The organism is Mucilaginibacter sp., from assembly GCF_965277465.1.
Taxonomy (GTDB): Bacteria; Bacteroidota; Bacteroidia; order Sphingobacteriales; family Sphingobacteriaceae; genus Mucilaginibacter.
Genome location: NZ_CBDICW010000001.1, coordinates 981,750 through 1,000,848, shown reverse-complemented (window position 1 = coordinate 1,000,848; position 19,099 = coordinate 981,750). Strand labels below are relative to the sequence as shown.

Genomic DNA, 19,099 nt, shown 5'->3' with positions numbered 1-19,099 from the left:
CACTGCAAAACTCTCTCTGACATTTATATAAATAGCAATCTTACCAATTTTTACCGGTAGTTGTTACTAACGTTACTTTAATAAGAAAAATTGGAACGCTTACACCGTCAACTTATTTTCGCTCGCCCTTCATCTTCGAAGCTATTTCCAATGCTTTATAGGCATTAACAATACCACCCGTTTGTGATAGCGAAGCAAAATCAACCTTAACCGTTTTTGAACCCGGTTTAATAACCATTTTACCTTTTATAGGTGTTGCGCTTTCCATTATTGCTTGTTTCAGTTGTTTCGCGCTTAGATCAGGGTAATACTCTAATATTAAAGCAGCCACACCTGCCACAATTGGTGATGCGAAACTGGTACCATCAGCTGTATTAAATTCAGCATCGGTATCAATTGAGGTTACTTTAACACCCGGTGCAAAAACATCTACATTTTTTTTACCATAGTTACTAAACTCAGCAGCCAGATTATCATCCGGCTTTGGGCCCGATGCACCTACGTTAATTACGTTATCAGTAGTTGTCCCATCCAGATAAGTATCATTCGGAAACTCGGGCTTGGCATCCACATCCTGGCTGTCATTACCTGATGCCATTACCAGCAGCACATCTTTTGCTGCTGCGTATTTAAAGGCCTCGTCAACCCAATCCTTATGCGGAGATATCTTTTTACCAAAGCTCATGTTAATTACCTGTGCGCCGTGGTCAACCGCGAAATGTATCGCGTTAGCAATATCCTTATCATACTCATCGCCATTAGGAACAGCTTTGATCGACATGATCCTTACATTATCGGCAACGCCGTCAATACCATAACCATTGTTACGTACAGCGCCAATTAAACCGGCCACACCTGTACCATGCGATGCATCGGCATTTTTCAGGATATTATTACCGTAAGGCTTACCATCGTTCACATCCGGATCATCGCCCACAATACGCGCACGTGATTCCAGGTCAGGGGTAATGGTATTGTTCTGCTTGGCATAATACTCGGTAAGGTCCTTCAATACTTTTGAGTTATCGGTATTTTCACCTATCTGCGTAAAAACTGATTCCCAAACTGTTTTGCTTTGGGTAACGGTATCGTTTGCTGCTTTTAACTTATCCAGATCAGCCTTGTTAAAGGTTTGATCTGAGTTTAATTTCAACTCTCTTTTTATATAATAATTTGTAGCTGTAAGTACGTTTACCTCCATGCTCAGGTCTTTTATTTCGGCCTGTGCCTTGCTCATGGTGGTATCATAATTAGCCTTAACGTTTTGCCAGTAGGCATACTCTTTTTCCTGCCCGGCAGGTGCAGTTGTTACGCTGGCGTATTTGCTTTTCAGCTTAAAGTACTGCCTCACCTCTTCGGTAGTTTCGGTAAAATCAACCTTGCCACCTTTGCCGCCTAAAAAATCCCAGCCATGCACATCATCAATAAAACCATCATGATCGTCATCAATGCCATTACCCGGAATCTCTTTGGTATTTACCCATAAAATACTTTTTAAATCATTTTGAAGGGTATCAATTCCGCTATCTATAGTGGTTACTACAACTGTTTTGCTTTTTTTCCCTTTCAGAAACTGGTAGGCCTGGTTAAGGCTTATCCCATAAAAACCATCTGTTTTAAGATCCATTGCATGCCAGTTTTTTGGCGGTTCGGGATCTTTTTTAGGGGCTTGCTGTCCGTAGCTGTTTGCACTGATAAATAAAGCGCCGCACATCAGGGTGCTAATGGCGAATTTGCGGATATTGTACATTTATATTTTAAGTTGATTTATTAAATGGCTGATTCTTTTAAAGTCCTCTCCCCCCGGAGAGGATTTAGGTGAGGCTTGTAAAACAATCAACCACTCAGTTTTTAATTTACAGATCGAATTTAATTCCTTGTGCCAAGGGTAACGTTTTTGAATAATTAATAGTATTTGTTTGCCTGCGCATGTAAACTTTCCAGGCATCAGAACCAGATTCACGACCGCCGCCGGTTTCCTTTTCGCCACCGAAAGCCCCGCCAATTTCCGCACCTGATGTACCTATGTTAACATTTGCAATTCCACAATCAGAACCACCGGCAGCTAAAAATTGTTCTGCCTCGCGCAAATTTCCTGTCATTATAGCTGATGACAAGCCCTGGGGTACGCCGTTTTGTAAAGCGATGGCTTCGTCAAGCGTATTGTATTTAATTAAATAAAGAATGGGTGCAAACGTTTCGTGCTGCACTATCTGGTAATGGTTTTCAACTTCGGCAACGCATGGCTTTACATAACAGCCCGAAGCATAGGCCTCCCCTGTTAATTGACCGCCTTCAACAACAAACCGGCCACCCTGAGCCTTGCATTTCTCAATCGAATCAAGGTAAAGCTTAACCGCTTCCTGGTCAATCAGCGGGCCCATGTGGTTATTTTCATCCAACGGGTCGCCAATGCGGATCTGTTTGTAAGCATTAATTAACTTTTGGATAAATGAATCATAAACACTTTGGTGAATGATGAGCCTGCGGGTACTGGTACACCGTTGCCCGGCAGTACCTACGGCGCCAAATACTGCACCTACCAAAGCCATATCCAAATCTGCATTTTCACTGATAATGATGGCATTATTACCGCCAAGCTCCAGTAAACTTTTACCCAGCCTTGCGCCAACTGCCGCGCCAACTGCCTTACCCATCCGGGTTGAGCCCGTTGCCGAAATTAATGGCACACGGGTATCATTTGCCATCAGTTCTCCTATCTCGCGGTCGCCAATTATTAGGCATGATACACCTTCTTCTACATTATGCTTTTTAAAAACTTGCTGCGCAATATGCTGGCAGGCTATGGCTGTTAATGGTGTTTTTTCAGATGGTTTCCAGATGCATACATCTCCGCAAACCCAGGCCAGCATGGCGTTCCAGCTCCATACCGCAACCGGAAAATTAAATGCAGATATAACACCCACAATGCCCAGCGGATGATACTGCTCATACATGCGGTGCTGCGGCCTTTCGGAGTGCATGGTTAAGCCATATAACTGGCGGCTCAGGCCAACGGCAAAGTCGGCAATGTCAATCATTTCCTGTACTTCGCCATAACCTTCCTGAAGGCTTTTGCCCATCTCGTAGGATACCAACGCGCCTAAATCTTCCTTTTTACTGCGCAGTGCGTTTCCTATCTCGCGTACTATTTCACCACGCTTTGGTGCGGGTACGGTACGCCAGTTTATAAATGCCCTTGCCGATTTTTCCACAACGGTATTGTAGTTATCGGCGGTTGCAAACTTAACGACTGCTATCTTTTTGCCATTGGTTGGCGATACGATGTCTTTTACAATTGCACCCTCACTGCTGCCCCATGTGCTGCCTGTACTAAATGCTTCGTTTATGTCGTTAATATGTAAACGATCAAGAATATCTGAAATATTAAGGCTCATAATTGTTACTTTTGCCAAAGGTAAAAATCTTTAAGGCAATTTATTATCAACTCACCCCTTGCCGGCAAAATGATTTGCATTAATTATCAAGGCTTTGTAAATCGCTCTGTTAACAATGTTTGAATGTTGATAACTAATTTGAATTATGGGTGTTATTACTTGTAATTTAAACTCAGTTTAAGCTCCAAAAGCGATTTCGACGGCAATAACTGAGTATGTGTTCTGAAACAAAATTGAATGGAAGAAGAATTTGAATTTGGTTTTACCGAAGATCCAAAGTTTTCGGTTGAGCGGTACGAAGAAATGATTCGTAATCATGACCAGTACTTTTTTGATGCCCAGGCGTTTGAGAACATTATCGACTACTATATCGAAAAGAACGATCCGCCAAAAGCCTTACAGGTTGCAGAGTATGCTAAAAATCAGCATCCTTTTGCAGCAGTTTTTTTAATTAAAAAAGCCCAGCTTTTAGTGGTTACCAACAAGGTACCCGAGGCATTTGAGGCGCTTGAAAAAGCAGCCATGCTGGAAGCATCAGACCCGGACATTTACCTGATACGCGGTAATATGTACGAGAGTATGGAACGCTATGGCGAAGCCCTTGAAAACTACGAGAAAGCACTTGACCTTGCCGAAGAAACGGATGAAGTACTGCTTCACATAGCCTACGTTTACCAAAACATGGGCGATTATGAAACATCCATCACCTATCTGAAGCTTTGCTTAAAGCAAAATATGGAAAACCAGGATGCCCTTTACGAACTTGCTTTTTGCTACGACGTACTGGACAACCAGCAGGAAAGTGTGGTTTTTTATCAGCAATATATTGATAACGAACCCTACAGCTATGCCGCATGGTATAACTTAGGTAATGCGTTTACCAAGCTAAGCTTGTTTGAAAAAGCAATTGATGCTTATGATTACGCCATATTAATTAAGGACAACTTTGCATCGGCCTACTTTAATAAGGGTAATGCATTGGTTAACCTGGAAAAATATGCCGAAGCTATTGACGTTTACCGCCATACTTTTGAGTATGAACAGCCTAATGCCGATACCTATTGCGCCATTGGCGAATGCTATGAAAAGCTGGAGCAAATGGACGATGCCCGTGCATTTTACAAAAAATCGGTTAAAATGGACCCTAAGCTGGCCGATGCCTGGTTTGGGATTGGTGTAACCCTTGATTTTGAAGAGCGCTACTTTGAGGCCCTGCACTTTTATAAAAAAGCACTCGACCTGGATATTGCCAACGGCGACTACTGGTTTGCCATTGCCGATGCCGAATACAAGCTTGGCCACATGCCCGAAGCCGAAAGTGCTTACGAAAAAGTAGTAGAGCTTAACCCGCTTGATATTGATGCATGGCTTGATTATTCGTCGATATTATATGAGCAGCAAAGGCTGGTTGATGCTACCGAGGTAATTGCCCAGGCTATAAAAAATAACCCCGAAGCAGCAGAACTTTATTACCGAATGGTAGCTTACCTGTTTGCCAAGGGCGAGTATAACGAAGCACTGGTTCAGTTAGAAATGGCCTTGTCATCAGATCCGGAGAAGCATTATATCCTGTTTGATTACCTGCCGCAGCTGCAAAAAAATAAAGTTATTGTTGATATAATTAACAGGTATACCAAATAGTATCTTGTTAATCAGGCAGATTAAGTGAGTGGGCTATGAAACTTTTAATTAACCACTCACCTAATCAAGCATATCAATTTAAAACCCGGAATTTGCTTCAAATTTTGGGTTTTTTTTATGACATTTGCGCCATTAAAACTTTTAGTTATAGTCTATAACCATATTGTGTTTTTATGAACTACCAGATCAATAACCTACCGGAGCGTACTCAAAAACCCCGAAACAGCGGCCTTACCATGGTAATGGATAAAGGGCTTAGTTTACGCCAGGTTGAGGATTTTATTGAGGTTGCAGGCACTTATACCGATATGGTAAAACTTGGTTGGGCAACATCATACGTTACCCCTAACCTTACCGAAAAACTAAAACTTTACCGCGATGCCGGTATCCCCGTATACTTTGGCGGCACCTTATTTGAAGCCATGATAGTACGCGGCCAGTTTGACGATTATTGCCGCATGCTGGATACTTTTAAAATGGATTATGCCGAAGTATCAGATGGCTCCATCACTTTGGAGCATGATATTAAGTGCGATTATATCCAAAAGCTCTCCAAACAGATAACCGTAATATCAGAAGTAGGTTCAAAGGATGTGCAAAAAATATTTGCCCCCTATAAATGGATCAAACTGATGCAGGCCGAAATTGAGGCTGGCTCATGGAAGGTAATAGCCGAAGCCCGCGAAAGCGGAAATGTAGGCATCTACCGCGATTCGGGAGAGGTTAGACAGGGCTTGGTTGATGAGATCCTGACCCAGATACCCGAAGAAACTATTATTTGGGAAGCCCCGCAAAAGGCACAGCAGGTATGGTTTATTAAGCTTATCGGCTCAAATGTAAGCCTTGGTAACATTGCCCCGGCAGATGTTATCCCGCTCGAAACACTTCGTTTAGGGATCCGCAGCGATACCTTCGATCATTTTTTGTAAAAACCAACAATTGTTATCATATCAAGTCTCCGGAATTAGTTCCGGGGGCTTTTTTTGTTTTAGGACGATTTAGTTTTGAATTATTAAACAAACACACGTATCTTTATATATAAAAACACACGTGTAATGACAACCAAACTCACGCTAACAATGGAAGATGGCGTAATTGATTCAGCCAAAAAATACGCCCGCCAAAATGGGCGAAGCCTATCCGACATAGTGGAGAATTATCTGAAATCAATTACCACTCACCAGGGAACAACAGAAGAGATATCGCCCAAAGTAAGCCGGTTAATGGGTGTAATTCAATTACCGGATGATTTTGATTATAAAAAAGAACTTACAAAGGCTTTGGTAAAAAAACACAAGCAATAGTCATGAAACATGTTTTTATGGATATCAATGTTGTTATTGATTTTTTAGCCAACAGACAACCATTTTCATTGGATGCCGCACTTCTTTTTAACCTGGCTGTTGAAGGGAAGGTAACGGTCTACATTTCGGCAGTTTCGTATAATAACATCTATTATATCCTTAGACAATCTTTAAGCAATAATGCTGCTATCAAACTATTGGAAGAATTAGCGGATATAACCGAAATAGCTGATGTAAACAGTGCGATAATCAGGCAGTCATTAAAAACCGATTTTAAAGATTATGAAGATGCCATTCAATATTATTGCGCACTCAGCATCCCTCACATTGATTTTATTGTTACCCGAAACACTAAAGATTTTAAAAAAAGCAACCTGCCTTTTTTAACTACTGCCGAAGCTGTTAGTGCGCTCAAAAGTGCTTTATAATAAGTCCATCTAAAGTGTCCCTAACTCCATGTAAATTTTATTTATACATCCAATTAAACATCTTTAAACATCCATTACCATTTTTGGCCGTTTTCTTGCTAATATTACGCTTTAATGTATTTGAGGCCTGTTTAAGTAATTAACTGGTGCTTTTAATATCTATATCTTATAAAAAACAAAATGAAACATTACGGGCTTATCGGGTTTCCGCTTTCTCATTCTTTTTCAAAAAAATATTTTACCGCCAAGTTCAAAAAGGAAGGCATTACCGATGCCGAATACGAGCTATATCCGCTGGAAAGTATTAAAGACCTGCAAGATCTGCTGGATAAACATCCTGACCTGTGCGGCCTTAATGTTACCGTTCCGCATAAAATATCCGTACTTAAATACCTGGATTGGATTGAAGGCAATGCTAAAACAGCAGGTGCGGTAAATTGCATCCGAGTTATTGCCGAAAGCCCCTTAGAAGCTGCATTTACCGGTGAATTAGGCGTATTAGGGCATGATTTTAGGCTGGAAGGTTATAACACCGATATTTATGGTTTTGAAACTTCATTAAAACCTTTGTTAAAAGACCAGCACGATAAAGCGTTGGTATTGGGCGATGGCGGAGCAGCAAAGGCCGTAAAATGTGCGCTGGAAAATTTAGGGATAGATTATAAAATAGTTACCCGCAAACCGCATCCGGGTAATTTACTGTTCAGCGAGTTAAAACCCCACCACATTAAACATTACCCGCTTATTATCAACACCACGCCATTGGGTACAGCACCAAATGTGGATGAGTGCCCGCCAATACCTTACGAAGCTATTACAGACCAAAATTTGCTTTTCGACCTGGTTTATAATCCCGAAAAAACACTATTTTTAAAAAAGGGAGAAGAACAGGGTGCTGCTATAAAAAATGGCTACGAAATGCTGATGTTGCAAGCCGAAAAATCATGGGAAATATGGACATCAAAGGAAAAACATCCATGAGGAAATTAGTACTACCCGTTTTAATGCTGCTGCTTTTTGCTGCCTGCGATGGCAATCATGATTATTCGCCAAAACCCCGGGGTTATTACCGCATTGTTTTCCCTAAAAAAGATTATCAGCCTTATAAAGGCAACGGGCCATTTACCTTTTTGTACCCCAAATACGCGGTTATTGATACCGATAAAACATCGCGCAGATCGGCTAAGCTTTTAAATATGAAAAGCCTTTTAAATATGCAGTTTCCGCAATTTAATGGCACACTGCATTTAAGCTATGAAAGCATCCCCTCAAAAAAAGTATTTAACGAGCTGATTGAAGATGCGCACGCCTTCGCGTTTAAGCATACCATTAAAGCAACCGGCATTGACCAGGGAACCATTTATTACCCCGACCATAAGGTTTATGGTATTTATTATACTATTGATGGTAATGCAGCCTCGTCTATTCAGTTTTACCTTACCGATAGCACCCGTAATTATATCCGCGGGGCACTTTACTTTAACTCGGAGCCAAAGCTTGATTCTATCCAGCCGGTACTCAGCTTTGTAAAAAAAGATGTAGACCTGATGATTAAAAGTTTCCGCTGGAAGTAAGCTGACCGGTTTAAAAGTTTTTCTTTATTTTTAGTTCGATAATTTACAACCGCTATGTATAAAGCCTTTTCAAGTTTTGTTGCCCTGTCGTTAATTAGCTGCCTGTCTTTAAAAGCACAAACAGCGGCCCCGGTTATTGATGTACAGCACTATAGCTTCGCTATCCGGATCAATGATGATAATGATGTAATTAAGGGAGAGGCCATAGTTAAGGTAAAATTCCTGAAAGATGCAGGCAGCTTTCAGCTCGACCTGGTGAAAAAGAACAGCAAGGGTAAAGGTATGCTGGTGTCAGCCATTAAAGAGGGCGGTAAGGCGGTAGCTTTTATGCAGGATAGCGATGCGGTAACCATCAGTACAAAAGTAAAAAGCAACAGCTTACACAGTTATACCATAACGTATTCAGGTATCCCGGCTGATGGGTTGATCATATCCACCAACAAATACGGTCACCGAACTTTTTTTGGGGACAATTGGCCCAACCGCGCTCACAACTGGCTGCCTTGCGTTGATTTGCCCGGCGATAAAGCACCGGTTGATTTTATAGTTACCGCCCCGGATCATTACGGCGTAATAGCCAACGGCTTAAAAACAGAAGAAAAGGCCCTGCCAAACCATTTAAAGCTAACCCGCTGGGCAGAAACCGCACAACTGCCCACCAAAGTAATGGTTATAGGCGTTGCCGATTTTGCCATTGACCATCCCGGTGATGTTGGGAGTGTGCCTGTATATACCTATGTGTTCCCGGAGAATAAGGAGGCCGGCTTTAAAAATTATGCGGTAGCAACTGAGATATTACCCTTCTACATAAAAAATGTTGGGTCATTTGCCTATAAAAAGTTAGCCAATGTACAATCAAAAACCATATTTGGCGGCATGGAAAATGCAGGGGCTATCTTCTACTTCGAAAACTCTGTGAACTCGCCGGGGATTGAAGAATTGATGGCGCATGAAATAGCCCACCAATGGTTTGGCGATGCAGCAAGCGAACGTAACTTTGGCCATGTTTGGTTAAGCGAAGGCTTTGCTACCTATATGACCAATCTATATCTGGAAAATAAATATGGAGCCGATACCCTGAAAAAACGATTGGTAGGCGACCGGAAAATGGTATTTAACTTTGAAAAAACAAGGCATACCGCTGTGGTTGATACTGCAGTAAAATCAAACTATATGCAGTTGCTTAATGCCAACAGCTACCAAAAGGGCGGCTGGGTACTCCACATGCTGCGCAGGAAGTTAGGTGATTCTGCCTTTTGGACAGGCATCAAAAAATATTATGCCAAATACAATGGCGGCAATGCTTACACCAGCGGCCTGCAAACCATAATGGAGCAGGCCAGCGGCCAGGATCTGAAACAGTTTTTTCATCAATGGATCTATACACCGGGCCACCCGCACTTAGGCATCACTTATAAATACGAAGCCGAAAACCAAACCGTTACTTTCCAGATTGAGCAGAAACAGGATATGCTTTATGAAATGCCCCTGCAAATTGCCCTGGGAGATGAACTGAAAACCATCAACATAAAAGATAAGAGCACCAGCATAATTTTCAAGATTAAAGAAAGACCATATACGGTAACCATTGACCCTAATGTAAATTTACTGGCAGATTTTGAGATAGTAAAACAGTAGCAATTGCGGCCATGCACCGGCAAACAAAATGGCTGTTAGGTGTAACCTATAACTCTTTACACCCTGATGAAAAAATTATTGCTTAAAATTCCGTATTTTTGTGCGCTTTTTGCACAGGCCGGGTTCCATCTGTATTTATTGTTTTTTGTTTTGGGTGAACCGGGGTTTTGCAATTGATCTTCAAAAAATATTATGTTAGAGAAATTAGAGGCGATATTCCAACGCTGGAAAAATGTTGAAACTGAGTTAAGCAGCCCTGACGCCATGGCTGACATGAAACGCTTTGCCCAATTAAATAAAGAATATAAAGACCTTGCCAAAATTGTTGACCAGTATAATATATACCGCAACATTATGAGCAATATAGATAGCAACAAAGAAATTTTAGCTACCGAAAAAGACGAAGAGTTTCGTGAAATGGCCAAGATGGAGCTGGACGAACTGATAGCCAAGCAGGATGAAATGGAAGAGATTATCCGTTTAATGCTGATCCCTAAAGATCCGGAAGATTCAAAGAATGCCATTGTGGAGATCCGCGGTGGTACAGGTGGTGATGAGGCAGCCCTTTTTGCAGGCGACCTTTACCGCATGTATATGCGCTATTGCGAAAAACGCGGCTGGAAAACCGAGCTTGTTGATTATACCGAAGGTACATCAGGCGGGTACAAAGAAATTGTATTTAATATAAATGCCGAGGATGCCTACGGTAATTTAAAATACGAATCGGGCGTTCACCGCGTACAGCGTGTGCCTGATACCGAAACACAGGGCCGCGTGCATACATCTGCTGCAACGGTAGTGGTATTGCCCGAGGTTGATGAGTTTGATATTGACTTACAGGTAAGTGATATTCGTAAAGATCTTTTCTGTGCATCTGGTCCGGGTGGGCAGTCGGTAAATACAACTTATTCTGCGGTAAGGTTAACGCACCTTCCATCCGGAATTGTTGCACAATGTCAGGATCAGAAATCACAGTTAAAAAATTACGATAAAGCATTACAGGTGTTACGTTCAAGGGTTTACGAAATGGAGCTGCAAAAGCACCTGGAAATAACCTCAAAAAAGCGTAAAACAATGGTATCAACCGGCGATCGTTCGGCCAAAGTACGCACCTACAATTATCCTCAGGGTCGTTTAACCGAGCATCGCATTGGTTTAACTATCTACAACCTAACAGGTGTTATGAACGGTGATCTGCAGGACATTATGGAAGCCCTGCAATTTGCAGAGAATGCTGAAAAACTAAAAGAAGGCACTGTAGCTTAAAGCTGGTTTTAAAGTAAAAAAACTACAATTATAACGATATTGTCACAAAGCCGCGCATAGCGGCTTTTTACATATATGGAAAAGTCTTTTTCATGTTATTTTCATAAAGCGCCGGTAATTTAGTTCTGTAAACTTTTACAACACGCCTTTTCCCCTTATTAATGGAGTGTTAAATAAGTTTAATGGAGTTTATTAATTAATGCTTTTTAGATCTATCTGCGTATGCTGGCTATAAAAACCATATCCCACAATACAATCATCTTCAGACGTTCAGTTCGTTTGATGGGTAATCAGTTTGAAATTAGTGTAGTTGGAAATAACCCATCATGGGCGGAAGAACGGATTGACGAGGCTGTAGCTGAGATAAGCCGTGTTGAAAAGCTGTTAAGTGCGTTTAGTGATGAAAGCCACATTAACGAGATTAACCGCAACGCCGGTGTTAAAGCAGTAAGAACAAATCCTGAGATCTTTAAATTAGTTGACAGATCGGTACAAATATCTGCCTTAACCTACGGGGCTTTTGATATAACCTATTACACGGCCGATAAAGAAACCTTATCTTTTGATAACGACCAAAATACAGCTACTATAGCTAAAGCAATTGTTAAAAAGGTAAACTATAAAAACATTGAGCTTGATGCTGTTTCACAAACCGTTTTTTTGAAAGAAAAAGGAATGCGCATTGGCTTTGGCGCTAACGGAAAAGGTTACGCTGCCGACAGGGCAAAATATATATTACAGTTAAACGGTGTAAGCAATGGTGTTATTAATGCCGGCGGCGATCTGCTTACCTGGGGCTTACAGCCCAATAAAGAGCAATGGACCATTGCAACTGCCGATCCATCACAACAGGATCAGCCTTTTGCAAATGTGCAGATTAGTGACATGGCTATAGCTACCTCATTAAATGCCGAAAAATATGCTGCTATCAGTAATAAAAAGAACCTGGGCGCTGTAAACTCTAAAAAAGGTTTCCCGGTTAGTAAAATCAAGAGTGTAAGTATCATAAGCACCCGTGCCGAATTTGCCGATGCTATGGCTACACCGGTAATGGCAATGGGCATTAATGCGGGCCTTTACCTGATCAATCAGTTAAACCAGGTTGCCTGTGTGGTTATTGACGATCATGACCGTGTTTACACTTCAAAGGATATAAATCTTAATTAAAGCCTGCATTTGGTTGCATAGCTTTAATTATGTTAATTTAGCTGTTATTGTAGTATAGTACAGTGTATTTGTAACAACTATCACTAATGCTATTATATAAACCCCCTGTTAAACCATTTCAATTAGTTTAAAATTCCGCTGCGTTATATTTTATAACATGGGTAAAGCTCAATAATTTAGTGAGTAAGTTTAATTTAAACTATTTGAAAGTAATTTTAATATTTTCTGCTTCTCAATGATAAAGTGGTTTGCGTATATTGTCTTCTTATTAATATTAGCACCATGTTTATCATCTGCCAAAATAAAAAATAAGCATTTTAGTTTTGTTTCTGATAAATTGGGGATAAGTTTGTCCCTGGGTGCAATGCCTGTTGACACCTCACTCAAAAAAAACGATAAGAAAGATCAGGAAGATAAGAAGAAGATTAAAGAAGTAGCCAAAGCCAAAAGACAGCCAAAGCCAGAGAAAATTGAACCTGTAGATAACCAGGCTACTCAACCTAAACAAAGGCCCAAAAGACAGCGAAGGCCTGAAGGATTGGAAAGACCACCCGAAATACCAAGGAGAAATGGCAACTAATAAACTCAACCCACAATTTACTCACCATCAATGAAATATTATTTCATAATGCTTTTCCTTGTAATTTGTACTGCTGTAAATGCTGCTGAAATAAAACTGCCATTACTTACCCGTTTTCCGCAAACTGTTGCAAAGGATACGGATACTGTGGTCAGGAAGCAATCGGTTTCAATAGGTGTAAATTATGGCAGCGATGTTTTATTTTTTGGCCGTACTGGCCCTATCAAATATCCGTTTATTACAACCGATGTTGTTTACAATACCAAAAATGGCTTTTTTATTTACGGCTCAGGCACAAAGGTATTAGGCTACAACCCCCTGATTGATGAAATTGACCTGGGTGCAGGCTACATGCACAAATACACAAAAAATTTAACCGGAACCCTCAGCTACAGCCGTTTCTTTTTTAACAAAGATGCTGCCGAGGTAATTAAATCAGCATCATCAAATGATATTGATTTTAAAAACTCGTACGACTGGAAGTTTGCAAAATCAAGTGTTACGGTTGATTATCTTTTTGGTAAATCAAGTGATTTTTTCCTGACGTTCAGCACTTCAAAATACATAGAAACCAACTGGAGCGTTTTTGACGATAAGGATTATTTATCCTTTAACCCAACTATCAGTGCCATAATGGGTACCCAAAATTTTGTGCAAAAGTTTTCGGCAGACCATCCCGGTAAGTTATCCTTAGATTATATTTCCGATATAAGTGCCGAACATCGCTTACCTAATTACGATAATGGCCGCTTTAATGCCCTTAATTACAGCGTTAAATTGCCAATAGCCTATAACAGGCCCCATTATACTTTTGAGGCATCGTGGAAATACTCCATCCCTGTTAATGTGGAAGGCGAGTTAAAGAACAGGCACGAGCTTTTTTTTAATATGACATTTTACTATCTCTTTTTTTAGAATATGAATGTTTTAGTTATTGAAGACGAAAAGGCCCTTGCCGACGAACTGGAAATTTTCCTGACTAACTATAACTATATATGCGAGATCTGCTTTAATGGCACCTCGGGATCTGAAAAAATAGCGGTAAACCTTTACGATTTTATATTGATAGACCTGGGGCTGCCTGATTATGATGGCCTTGACCTGCTTAAAGAAGCTAAAAAGTATAACCCCGAAGCTATTTGCATTATACTAACTGCCCGCGCAGAGGTGTATGACCGCATAAAGGGTCTTGATTTAGGGGCCGATGATTATTTGGCCAAGCCGTTTTCATTATTAGAGCTTCAAAGCCGTATGCAGGCCATTATACGCAGGCGCTTTGGCTTAAAGCAAAACCTGATTGACCTGGGTGGTTTCCTGATCAATTTAACAGAACGTACCATTACCTACCTGGATACGGAGATCAATACCATCACCAAAAAAGAGTTTGACCTGATTGCTTACCTTATTTTACATAAAAACAGAACGCTCACCCGCTCACAGTTGAGCGAGCACATTTGGGGAAGCATTATTAATGACGATTACGACTCAAACTATATTGATGCGCATATCAAAAACATCCGCAAAAAACTAAATGCCCATGCATCGCCCGACTGGCTCGAAACCGTTCGAGGCTTAGGTTATAAAATTAAAATAAACGCTTAAGTATTTGAAACTTAAAACCAAACTTACGCTGTTTAATACCATATCAAAACTGGTAATTGTAACCATTTTTGTGTTGCTTTTGCCACGCCTTATAAAAAATATAACCCAAAACTATACCGATAACAAGCTCATTAAGCAAAAAGAAAAGCTGCTTAAAATTGTAAACAGCCAGGGTATACAAAGCTATATACACAATGGCGAGAGTGACGCCAGTTACTATACCCCGCTTAAAGAGGATTATGTTAGTTTAGATATTGATTCAGTACCGGGATACCTGGATACCATCCGTAACGACAAGCGTATATTACAAGGCGACACTATTGAATACCGCATATTGAGCCATAACTTTATGGCCGGCAAAAAAAAATACCTGTTGGAGATTGCCATAAGTGCTGACGCCATAACCGAAACTACGCGCCCGTTGCAAAGTCTTGCTTTCCAGGTTTTAGTTGGCATGATATTGCTTACCATTATGGCCGATCAGCTGTATTCAAATTATGTGCTGAAGCCCTTGGGCCTTATTATTAAAACAAAACTCATTGGTCAGAAATTTCCAAATTTTGGCTCTTATAAAGAAGTAAAAACCAGCACTTCTGATTTTCAGCACCTGGATATAAGTATCCATAAGATGATTGAAACGATTGAAAGCACGTTTCAGAAAGAGCGTGAATTTATCTCCAATGCCTCGCACGAGCTGATGACGCCCATATCAATCCTGCAATCAAAAATTGAGAACATGTTTGAGCGCGAGGATATAGTAGATGAACTAAAAACGCGCCTGCTGGAGATGCAGAAGATATTGAACCGCCTCAAAAGCATCACCAAAACGCTTTTACTCATATCGCAGATTGAGAACGAGCAGTTTTTAAAGGAGGACAAGATCCCGTTATCGGACCTGTTACAGGAAGTTTATGACGAGATCTCCATCCGCCTGCAGGATAAGAACATCAGCTACGAAGCAACTATACCTGCAAACTGGCAATTGGTTGAGGTAAATAAGTTTTTACTTTTTAACCTGTTTTTTAACCTGATCAATAATGCCATTAAATATAATAACGAAGATGGTGCCATACGGATAGAAACAAGCCTTGAAAACAACAATTTTTCTATCAGTATTATTGATACCGGGATAGGTATAACAGCCGAAGCTTTACCATACATTTTTAACCGTTTTAAAAAGTTCAGGCAATCGTTACAGCAGGATAGTTTTGGGTTAGGTTTACCTATAGTAAAATCAATTGCGGCGTTTCATAATATTGAGATCGAAGTTGTATCAGAAAAGGGAACAGGAAGCATATTTAAGCTGATTTTTCCGCCGGGTGCCGTCGAAATAAAATAACATGAAACATTCAGGCAGGCCAATCAGGGTGCGCTGCATGGTTATCACAAATTGTATTTTTAACTTTATACTGTAATAATTATTAACCGCTTTGTCACAAAGCAGTTGCGTGCTGATTGTTAAATAAAAAGATCAAAAATTTATTAATAAATTTGATATAGCAATTAAACCTTTACAAGGCTGGTTTGTCTAATAATGTGAATTATTTATTTTAAGCGGGTGATATACTTAAAATAAAAAAAATCTGTTAAATACTTTTATTAAAAATATGAAAAGGGCTTTAAAATATGCATCTGGTTTATTGTTAACCGGATTGCTTACAGCGGCGATGATTGCTCCGGCCAGCGCACAGCGTGGCGCCAGGGGCGGCGGTGGTGGTATGAGGATCGGTGTTGGTGGCGGAGGCGGTGGCTTTCGCGGCGTCGTTGGTGTTGGTGGCGGCCGTAGTGCTACCGGTGTTGGCGTAAATGCACGGGTAAACTCAGGTGTAGCAGCATACAGGGGCCGTACGGGTGGTTATACCGGTGCAGGCTCAGGTTACCAGGGCGGTGCTTTTTACAGGGCAGGTTTTGGCTATTATGGCTATCCTCATCTTGGATTTTATCTTGGTATTTTACCTTTTGGTTATTATCCTTTTTATTGGGGATCATCCCTTTATTATTATTACGGCGGTGTGTTTTACAGCCCGTACGATGATGGTGGCTACCAGGTAACTGCGCCTCCTATTGGTGCAGGCGTACCATCATTGCCTGATAATGCACAAGCTATTAAAATTGACGGCATACAGTATTACGAGCTTAACGGCGTGTATTACAAAGAAACCGTTGATGATAAAGGCAAAAAGATATATGTAGTAGCCGGAAAAGACGGCGTTTTAAATACAGGCGACGAAGTAACCGACCCTAATGCAGGTGTGGCGGCTCCGCAAATTGGCGATGTTGTAAATCAACTCCCTGATAATTGCCGTAAGGTATCCTTAAACGGAAAGAAATTTTATGTATCGCCAAATGGCATCTATTACGAAAAAGTAACCGGACCTGATGGTAATACTGGTTACCGTATTGCAAGCCTGCCGGCCGACGACGAGAAAGGTATTTAATTGCCAATACGTTTGATATAATTTTGAAAGTCCCCTGCCAAACAGGGGACTTTTTATTTTATGCTTTATTAACTATTAAAGTGTATTAAATAACAGGCGACATATTTTTTTTTAATATTATTTATATGCTGTTCTTTTTCATCAATGTTAAATAAATATCGTTTTAATATTAGGTTTGTTTAATTAATATCCAAAATATCATCAAATAATCTAATTATTATTTTTTGGCATCCGCTTTGTAACTTCGCATTAAAATATTTATAACAATGAGAACTTTAAAAATAAGAATAGCTACTATCGGTATTGCCCTTTCAACCATTATTATTTTAGGCACAGGCTGTGATTCACTTACCAAAACGCAAAAAGGTGCTGCAATTGGTGCAGGCGGTGGTGGGCTTTTAGGTGCATTAATAGGTAAAGCAGCCGGTAATACTGCCGTTGGTGCACTTATTGGTGGTGCTGTTGGTGGTACCGCAGGTGCTTTAATTGGCCATAAGATGGATAAACAGGCTGCTGAAATTAAACAAACTGTACCCGGTGCTACCGTTACCCGCGAAGGCGAAGGTATTTTGGTAAAATTTGATTCGGGCATATTGTTTGATACCAATATGGCTAACGTAAAACCTGATGCGCAAACCAACCTGCAAAAATTAGCTGTATCGTTACAAAACAACCCGCAAACCAATATATTAATTGTTGGCCATACCGATAATACCGGTACTGCAGCTCACAATATGGATCTTTCTATCAGACGTGCACAGGCTGTTAAATCAATTATTACTGCCGATAATGTAAGTGATGCCCGTTTAACCGTACAGGGTAAAGGTGAAACCGAACCTATTGCCGATAACACAACAGTTGATGGCCGCTCACAAAACCGCCGTGTTGAAATTGTAATTGTTGCTAACGATCAAATGAAAGCACAGGCACAAAACGGTCAATAAGCATTATACGTATAAACTTTATTACGGAACAGCCCGTGCGTTAATTCGTACGGGCTGTTTTAATATTAGCATTAAAATCAAGACTATCCTTTCTTTTAATATATTCCGCATAAAACTATTTGTGATCAGTAAGTTAAACCTTACATTTGTACATGATTAAAAGATCAGGCGCACTTTTATTAACCTTGCTGTACTTAGTTACAGCCACAGGCTTTGCGCTCAATCTGCATTATTGCTTTAGTCATATTGCTTCGGTTAGCATCAATGCCCCTGCAAAAAGTTGCAGCAAACTAATGGCTGGCAAAATGAAATGCTGCCAGGACAGGCACATCGAAGTAAAAGTTAAAGATGCGCATGAAACACAGCCATCATCGTTTTTAACAAAGATTTTCCCGTTCCAGCTACCAAAGCTTTCTTTTGCAAGTGTTTTTGTTGCTGTAAAGCAGCACCTGCTTGAAAGCACCTTTGATAAAGACCCGCCCGATGCACCTATAAACGGTGTCATCGCGTTTATTAAATACTGCATTCTGCGTATCTGATCATTATTAATCAACCGCTTTTAGCGGCAGGAACTATTATTTATTTAATTTTTTTACGATTAATTTGATCCACAATGAAAACCCTTAAAATATTTATTACCCTGCTGGTTTTAACTACAGGTATTGCCAAAGCTCAATTTACCAAAGCCGAACTACAGGTTAGCGGCCTTACCTGCGCACTATGTGCCAAAGCCACAGAAAAATCATTAAGAACACTTCCTTTCATCAGCGAAATTAAAACCGACCTGATGCATAACCTGTATATCCTAACCTTTAAAAATGGCGAAGCCGTTAATTTTGATCTGATCAGCAAAAAAGTTCAGGATGCCGGTTTCTTTGTAAACAGCCTTAAAGCTACCTTCAATTTTGATAATGTAAAGGTTGCAGATAATGCTTTTAGCTACGGTGGCGATACCTTTAAGGTGATGAGCGGTGCCGATAAAACATTGAATGGCCAGGTGCCCGTAACCATTGTTGATAAGGGTTTTGCACCAAAGTCAGTATCTAAAAAGTACATGGGCCAGGTAGCTGATCTGAGCCCGGCAAAAACAGGCAGAACCTATCACGTAGCAATTTAAGC

Annotated in this window: 19 protein-coding genes; 17 read left to right on the top strand and 2 right to left on the bottom strand. The window is 40.5% G+C overall.

The genetic code is table 11. From position 1 onward, the window contains the following. Window positions 1-112: 112 nt before the first annotated feature. The gene (locus ACQY4U_RS04570; protein WP_428328212.1) at window positions 113-1,750 is read right to left on the bottom strand and encodes a S8 family serine peptidase; all 1,638 of its coding nucleotides are present in this window, start codon (window positions 1,748-1,750) and stop codon (window positions 113-115) included. 106 nt (window positions 1,751-1,856) lie between these two features. After that, a complete protein-coding gene (gene amaB, locus ACQY4U_RS04565; protein ID WP_428328211.1) occupies window positions 1,857-3,398 on the bottom strand; it encodes an L-piperidine-6-carboxylate dehydrogenase in 1,542 nt (513 codons plus the stop codon). Window positions 3,399-3,635: 237 nt separating this feature from the next. Between amaB and ACQY4U_RS04560 the strand changes: the two genes are divergently transcribed. The 17 genes from ACQY4U_RS04560 (at window position 3,636) to ACQY4U_RS04480 (ending at window position 19,097) form a co-directional block, all read left to right on the top strand. Beyond that, window positions 3,636-5,039, top strand: coding sequence for a tetratricopeptide repeat protein (locus ACQY4U_RS04560; RefSeq protein ID WP_428328210.1), 1,404 nt, complete (start codon window positions 3,636-3,638; stop codon window positions 5,037-5,039). 173 nt (window positions 5,040-5,212) lie between these two features. Next, window positions 5,213-5,968, top strand: coding sequence for a phosphosulfolactate synthase (locus ACQY4U_RS04555; protein WP_428328209.1), 756 nt, complete (start codon window positions 5,213-5,215; stop codon window positions 5,966-5,968). 126 nt (window positions 5,969-6,094) lie between these two features. After that, window positions 6,095-6,343: a DUF6364 family protein gene (locus ACQY4U_RS04550; protein WP_428328208.1), complete on the top strand. Its 249-nt coding sequence runs from the start codon at window positions 6,095-6,097 to the stop codon at window positions 6,341-6,343. A 2-nt stretch (window positions 6,344-6,345) separates the two neighbouring features. Continuing rightward, window positions 6,346-6,771 (top strand): PIN domain-containing protein, encoded by a 426-nt coding sequence (locus ACQY4U_RS04545; RefSeq protein ID WP_428328207.1) that lies wholly within the window; start codon window positions 6,346-6,348, stop codon window positions 6,769-6,771. A gap of 180 nt (window positions 6,772-6,951) precedes the next feature. Beyond that, complete coding sequence (locus ACQY4U_RS04540; RefSeq protein WP_428328206.1) at window positions 6,952-7,752, top strand: shikimate dehydrogenase family protein; 801 nt, start codon at window positions 6,952-6,954, stop codon at window positions 7,750-7,752. Next, on the top strand, window positions 7,749-8,345 hold the full coding sequence (locus ACQY4U_RS04535) for a gliding motility lipoprotein GldD (protein WP_428328205.1): 597 nt from the start codon (window positions 7,749-7,751) through the stop codon (window positions 8,343-8,345). Before ACQY4U_RS04540 ends, ACQY4U_RS04535 begins: the two co-directional genes overlap by 4 nt. Window positions 8,346-8,399: 54 nt before the next feature. Next, a complete protein-coding gene (locus ACQY4U_RS04530) occupies window positions 8,400-9,983 on the top strand; it encodes a M1 family aminopeptidase (RefSeq protein WP_428328204.1) in 1,584 nt (527 codons plus the stop codon). Window positions 9,984-10,175: 192 nt separating this feature from the next. Beyond that, the gene (prfA, locus tag ACQY4U_RS04525) at window positions 10,176-11,249 is read left to right on the top strand and encodes a peptide chain release factor 1 (RefSeq protein ID WP_428328203.1); all 1,074 of its coding nucleotides are present in this window, start codon (window positions 10,176-10,178) and stop codon (window positions 11,247-11,249) included. Between the two features lie 222 nt (window positions 11,250-11,471). Beyond that, window positions 11,472-12,416 (top strand): FAD:protein FMN transferase, encoded by a 945-nt coding sequence (locus ACQY4U_RS04520; RefSeq protein ID WP_428328202.1) that lies wholly within the window; start codon window positions 11,472-11,474, stop codon window positions 12,414-12,416. A gap of 235 nt (window positions 12,417-12,651) precedes the next feature. Then, on the top strand, window positions 12,652-12,996 hold the full coding sequence (locus tag ACQY4U_RS04515) for a hypothetical protein (RefSeq protein WP_428328201.1): 345 nt from the start codon (window positions 12,652-12,654) through the stop codon (window positions 12,994-12,996). Between the two features lie 30 nt (window positions 12,997-13,026). Continuing rightward, entirely contained in the window at window positions 13,027-13,911 is an 885-nt protein-coding gene (locus tag ACQY4U_RS04510) for a hypothetical protein (RefSeq protein WP_428328200.1), read from the top strand. Window positions 13,912-13,914: 3 nt separating this feature from the next. Continuing rightward, window positions 13,915-14,598 (top strand): response regulator transcription factor, encoded by a 684-nt coding sequence (locus ACQY4U_RS04505; protein WP_428328199.1) that lies wholly within the window; start codon window positions 13,915-13,917, stop codon window positions 14,596-14,598. A 4-nt stretch (window positions 14,599-14,602) separates the two neighbouring features. Next, window positions 14,603-15,937, top strand: coding sequence for a sensor histidine kinase (locus tag ACQY4U_RS04500; protein ID WP_428328198.1), 1,335 nt, complete (start codon window positions 14,603-14,605; stop codon window positions 15,935-15,937). Between the two features lie 268 nt (window positions 15,938-16,205). Continuing rightward, window positions 16,206-17,036 carry a DUF6515 family protein gene (locus tag ACQY4U_RS04495; RefSeq protein WP_428328197.1) on the top strand — a complete coding sequence of 277 codons (831 nt, stop codon included), beginning with the start codon at window positions 16,206-16,208 and terminating at the stop codon, window positions 17,034-17,036. A 266-nt stretch (window positions 17,037-17,302) separates the two neighbouring features. Next, window positions 17,303-17,980: an OmpA family protein gene (locus tag ACQY4U_RS04490; RefSeq protein ID WP_428328196.1), complete on the top strand. Its 678-nt coding sequence runs from the start codon at window positions 17,303-17,305 to the stop codon at window positions 17,978-17,980. Between the two features lie 152 nt (window positions 17,981-18,132). Further along, window positions 18,133-18,519, top strand: a complete 387-nt coding sequence (locus ACQY4U_RS04485) for an HYC_CC_PP family protein (RefSeq protein WP_428328195.1) — start codon at window positions 18,133-18,135, stop codon at window positions 18,517-18,519. Between the two features lie 74 nt (window positions 18,520-18,593). Further along, window positions 18,594-19,097, top strand: a complete 504-nt coding sequence (locus tag ACQY4U_RS04480) for a heavy-metal-associated domain-containing protein (RefSeq protein WP_428328194.1) — start codon at window positions 18,594-18,596, stop codon at window positions 19,095-19,097. Window positions 19,098-19,099 lie beyond the last annotated feature (2 nt).

Excerpts from the sequence above, each read along its gene's own strand:
- ACQY4U_RS04570 (WP_428328212.1), bottom strand. The coding sequence starts at position 1,750 with ATGTACAATATCCGCAAATTCGCCATTAGCACCCTGATGTGCGGCGCT.
- amaB (WP_428328211.1), bottom strand. The coding sequence starts at position 3,398 with ATGAGCCTTAATATTTCAGATATTCTTGATCGTTTACATATTAACGAC.
- ACQY4U_RS04560 (WP_428328210.1), top strand. The coding sequence starts at position 3,636 with ATGGAAGAAGAATTTGAATTTGGTTTTACCGAAGATCCAAAGTTTTCG.
- ACQY4U_RS04555 (WP_428328209.1), top strand. The coding sequence starts at position 5,213 with ATGAACTACCAGATCAATAACCTACCGGAGCGTACTCAAAAACCCCGA.
- ACQY4U_RS04550 (WP_428328208.1), top strand. The coding sequence starts at position 6,095 with ATGACAACCAAACTCACGCTAACAATGGAAGATGGCGTAATTGATTCA.
- ACQY4U_RS04545 (WP_428328207.1), top strand. The coding sequence starts at position 6,346 with ATGAAACATGTTTTTATGGATATCAATGTTGTTATTGATTTTTTAGCC.
- ACQY4U_RS04540 (WP_428328206.1), top strand. The coding sequence starts at position 6,952 with ATGAAACATTACGGGCTTATCGGGTTTCCGCTTTCTCATTCTTTTTCA.
- ACQY4U_RS04535 (WP_428328205.1), top strand. The coding sequence starts at position 7,749 with ATGAGGAAATTAGTACTACCCGTTTTAATGCTGCTGCTTTTTGCTGCC.
- ACQY4U_RS04530 (WP_428328204.1), top strand. The coding sequence starts at position 8,400 with ATGTATAAAGCCTTTTCAAGTTTTGTTGCCCTGTCGTTAATTAGCTGC.
- prfA (WP_428328203.1), top strand. The coding sequence starts at position 10,176 with ATGTTAGAGAAATTAGAGGCGATATTCCAACGCTGGAAAAATGTTGAA.
- ACQY4U_RS04520 (WP_428328202.1), top strand. The coding sequence starts at position 11,472 with ATGCTGGCTATAAAAACCATATCCCACAATACAATCATCTTCAGACGT.
- ACQY4U_RS04515 (WP_428328201.1), top strand. The coding sequence starts at position 12,652 with ATGATAAAGTGGTTTGCGTATATTGTCTTCTTATTAATATTAGCACCA.
- ACQY4U_RS04510 (WP_428328200.1), top strand. The coding sequence starts at position 13,027 with ATGAAATATTATTTCATAATGCTTTTCCTTGTAATTTGTACTGCTGTA.
- ACQY4U_RS04505 (WP_428328199.1), top strand. The coding sequence starts at position 13,915 with ATGAATGTTTTAGTTATTGAAGACGAAAAGGCCCTTGCCGACGAACTG.
- ACQY4U_RS04495 (WP_428328197.1), top strand. The coding sequence starts at position 16,206 with ATGAAAAGGGCTTTAAAATATGCATCTGGTTTATTGTTAACCGGATTG.
- ACQY4U_RS04490 (WP_428328196.1), top strand. The coding sequence starts at position 17,303 with ATGAGAACTTTAAAAATAAGAATAGCTACTATCGGTATTGCCCTTTCA.
- ACQY4U_RS04485 (WP_428328195.1), top strand. The coding sequence starts at position 18,133 with ATGATTAAAAGATCAGGCGCACTTTTATTAACCTTGCTGTACTTAGTT.
- ACQY4U_RS04480 (WP_428328194.1), top strand. The coding sequence starts at position 18,594 with ATGAAAACCCTTAAAATATTTATTACCCTGCTGGTTTTAACTACAGGT.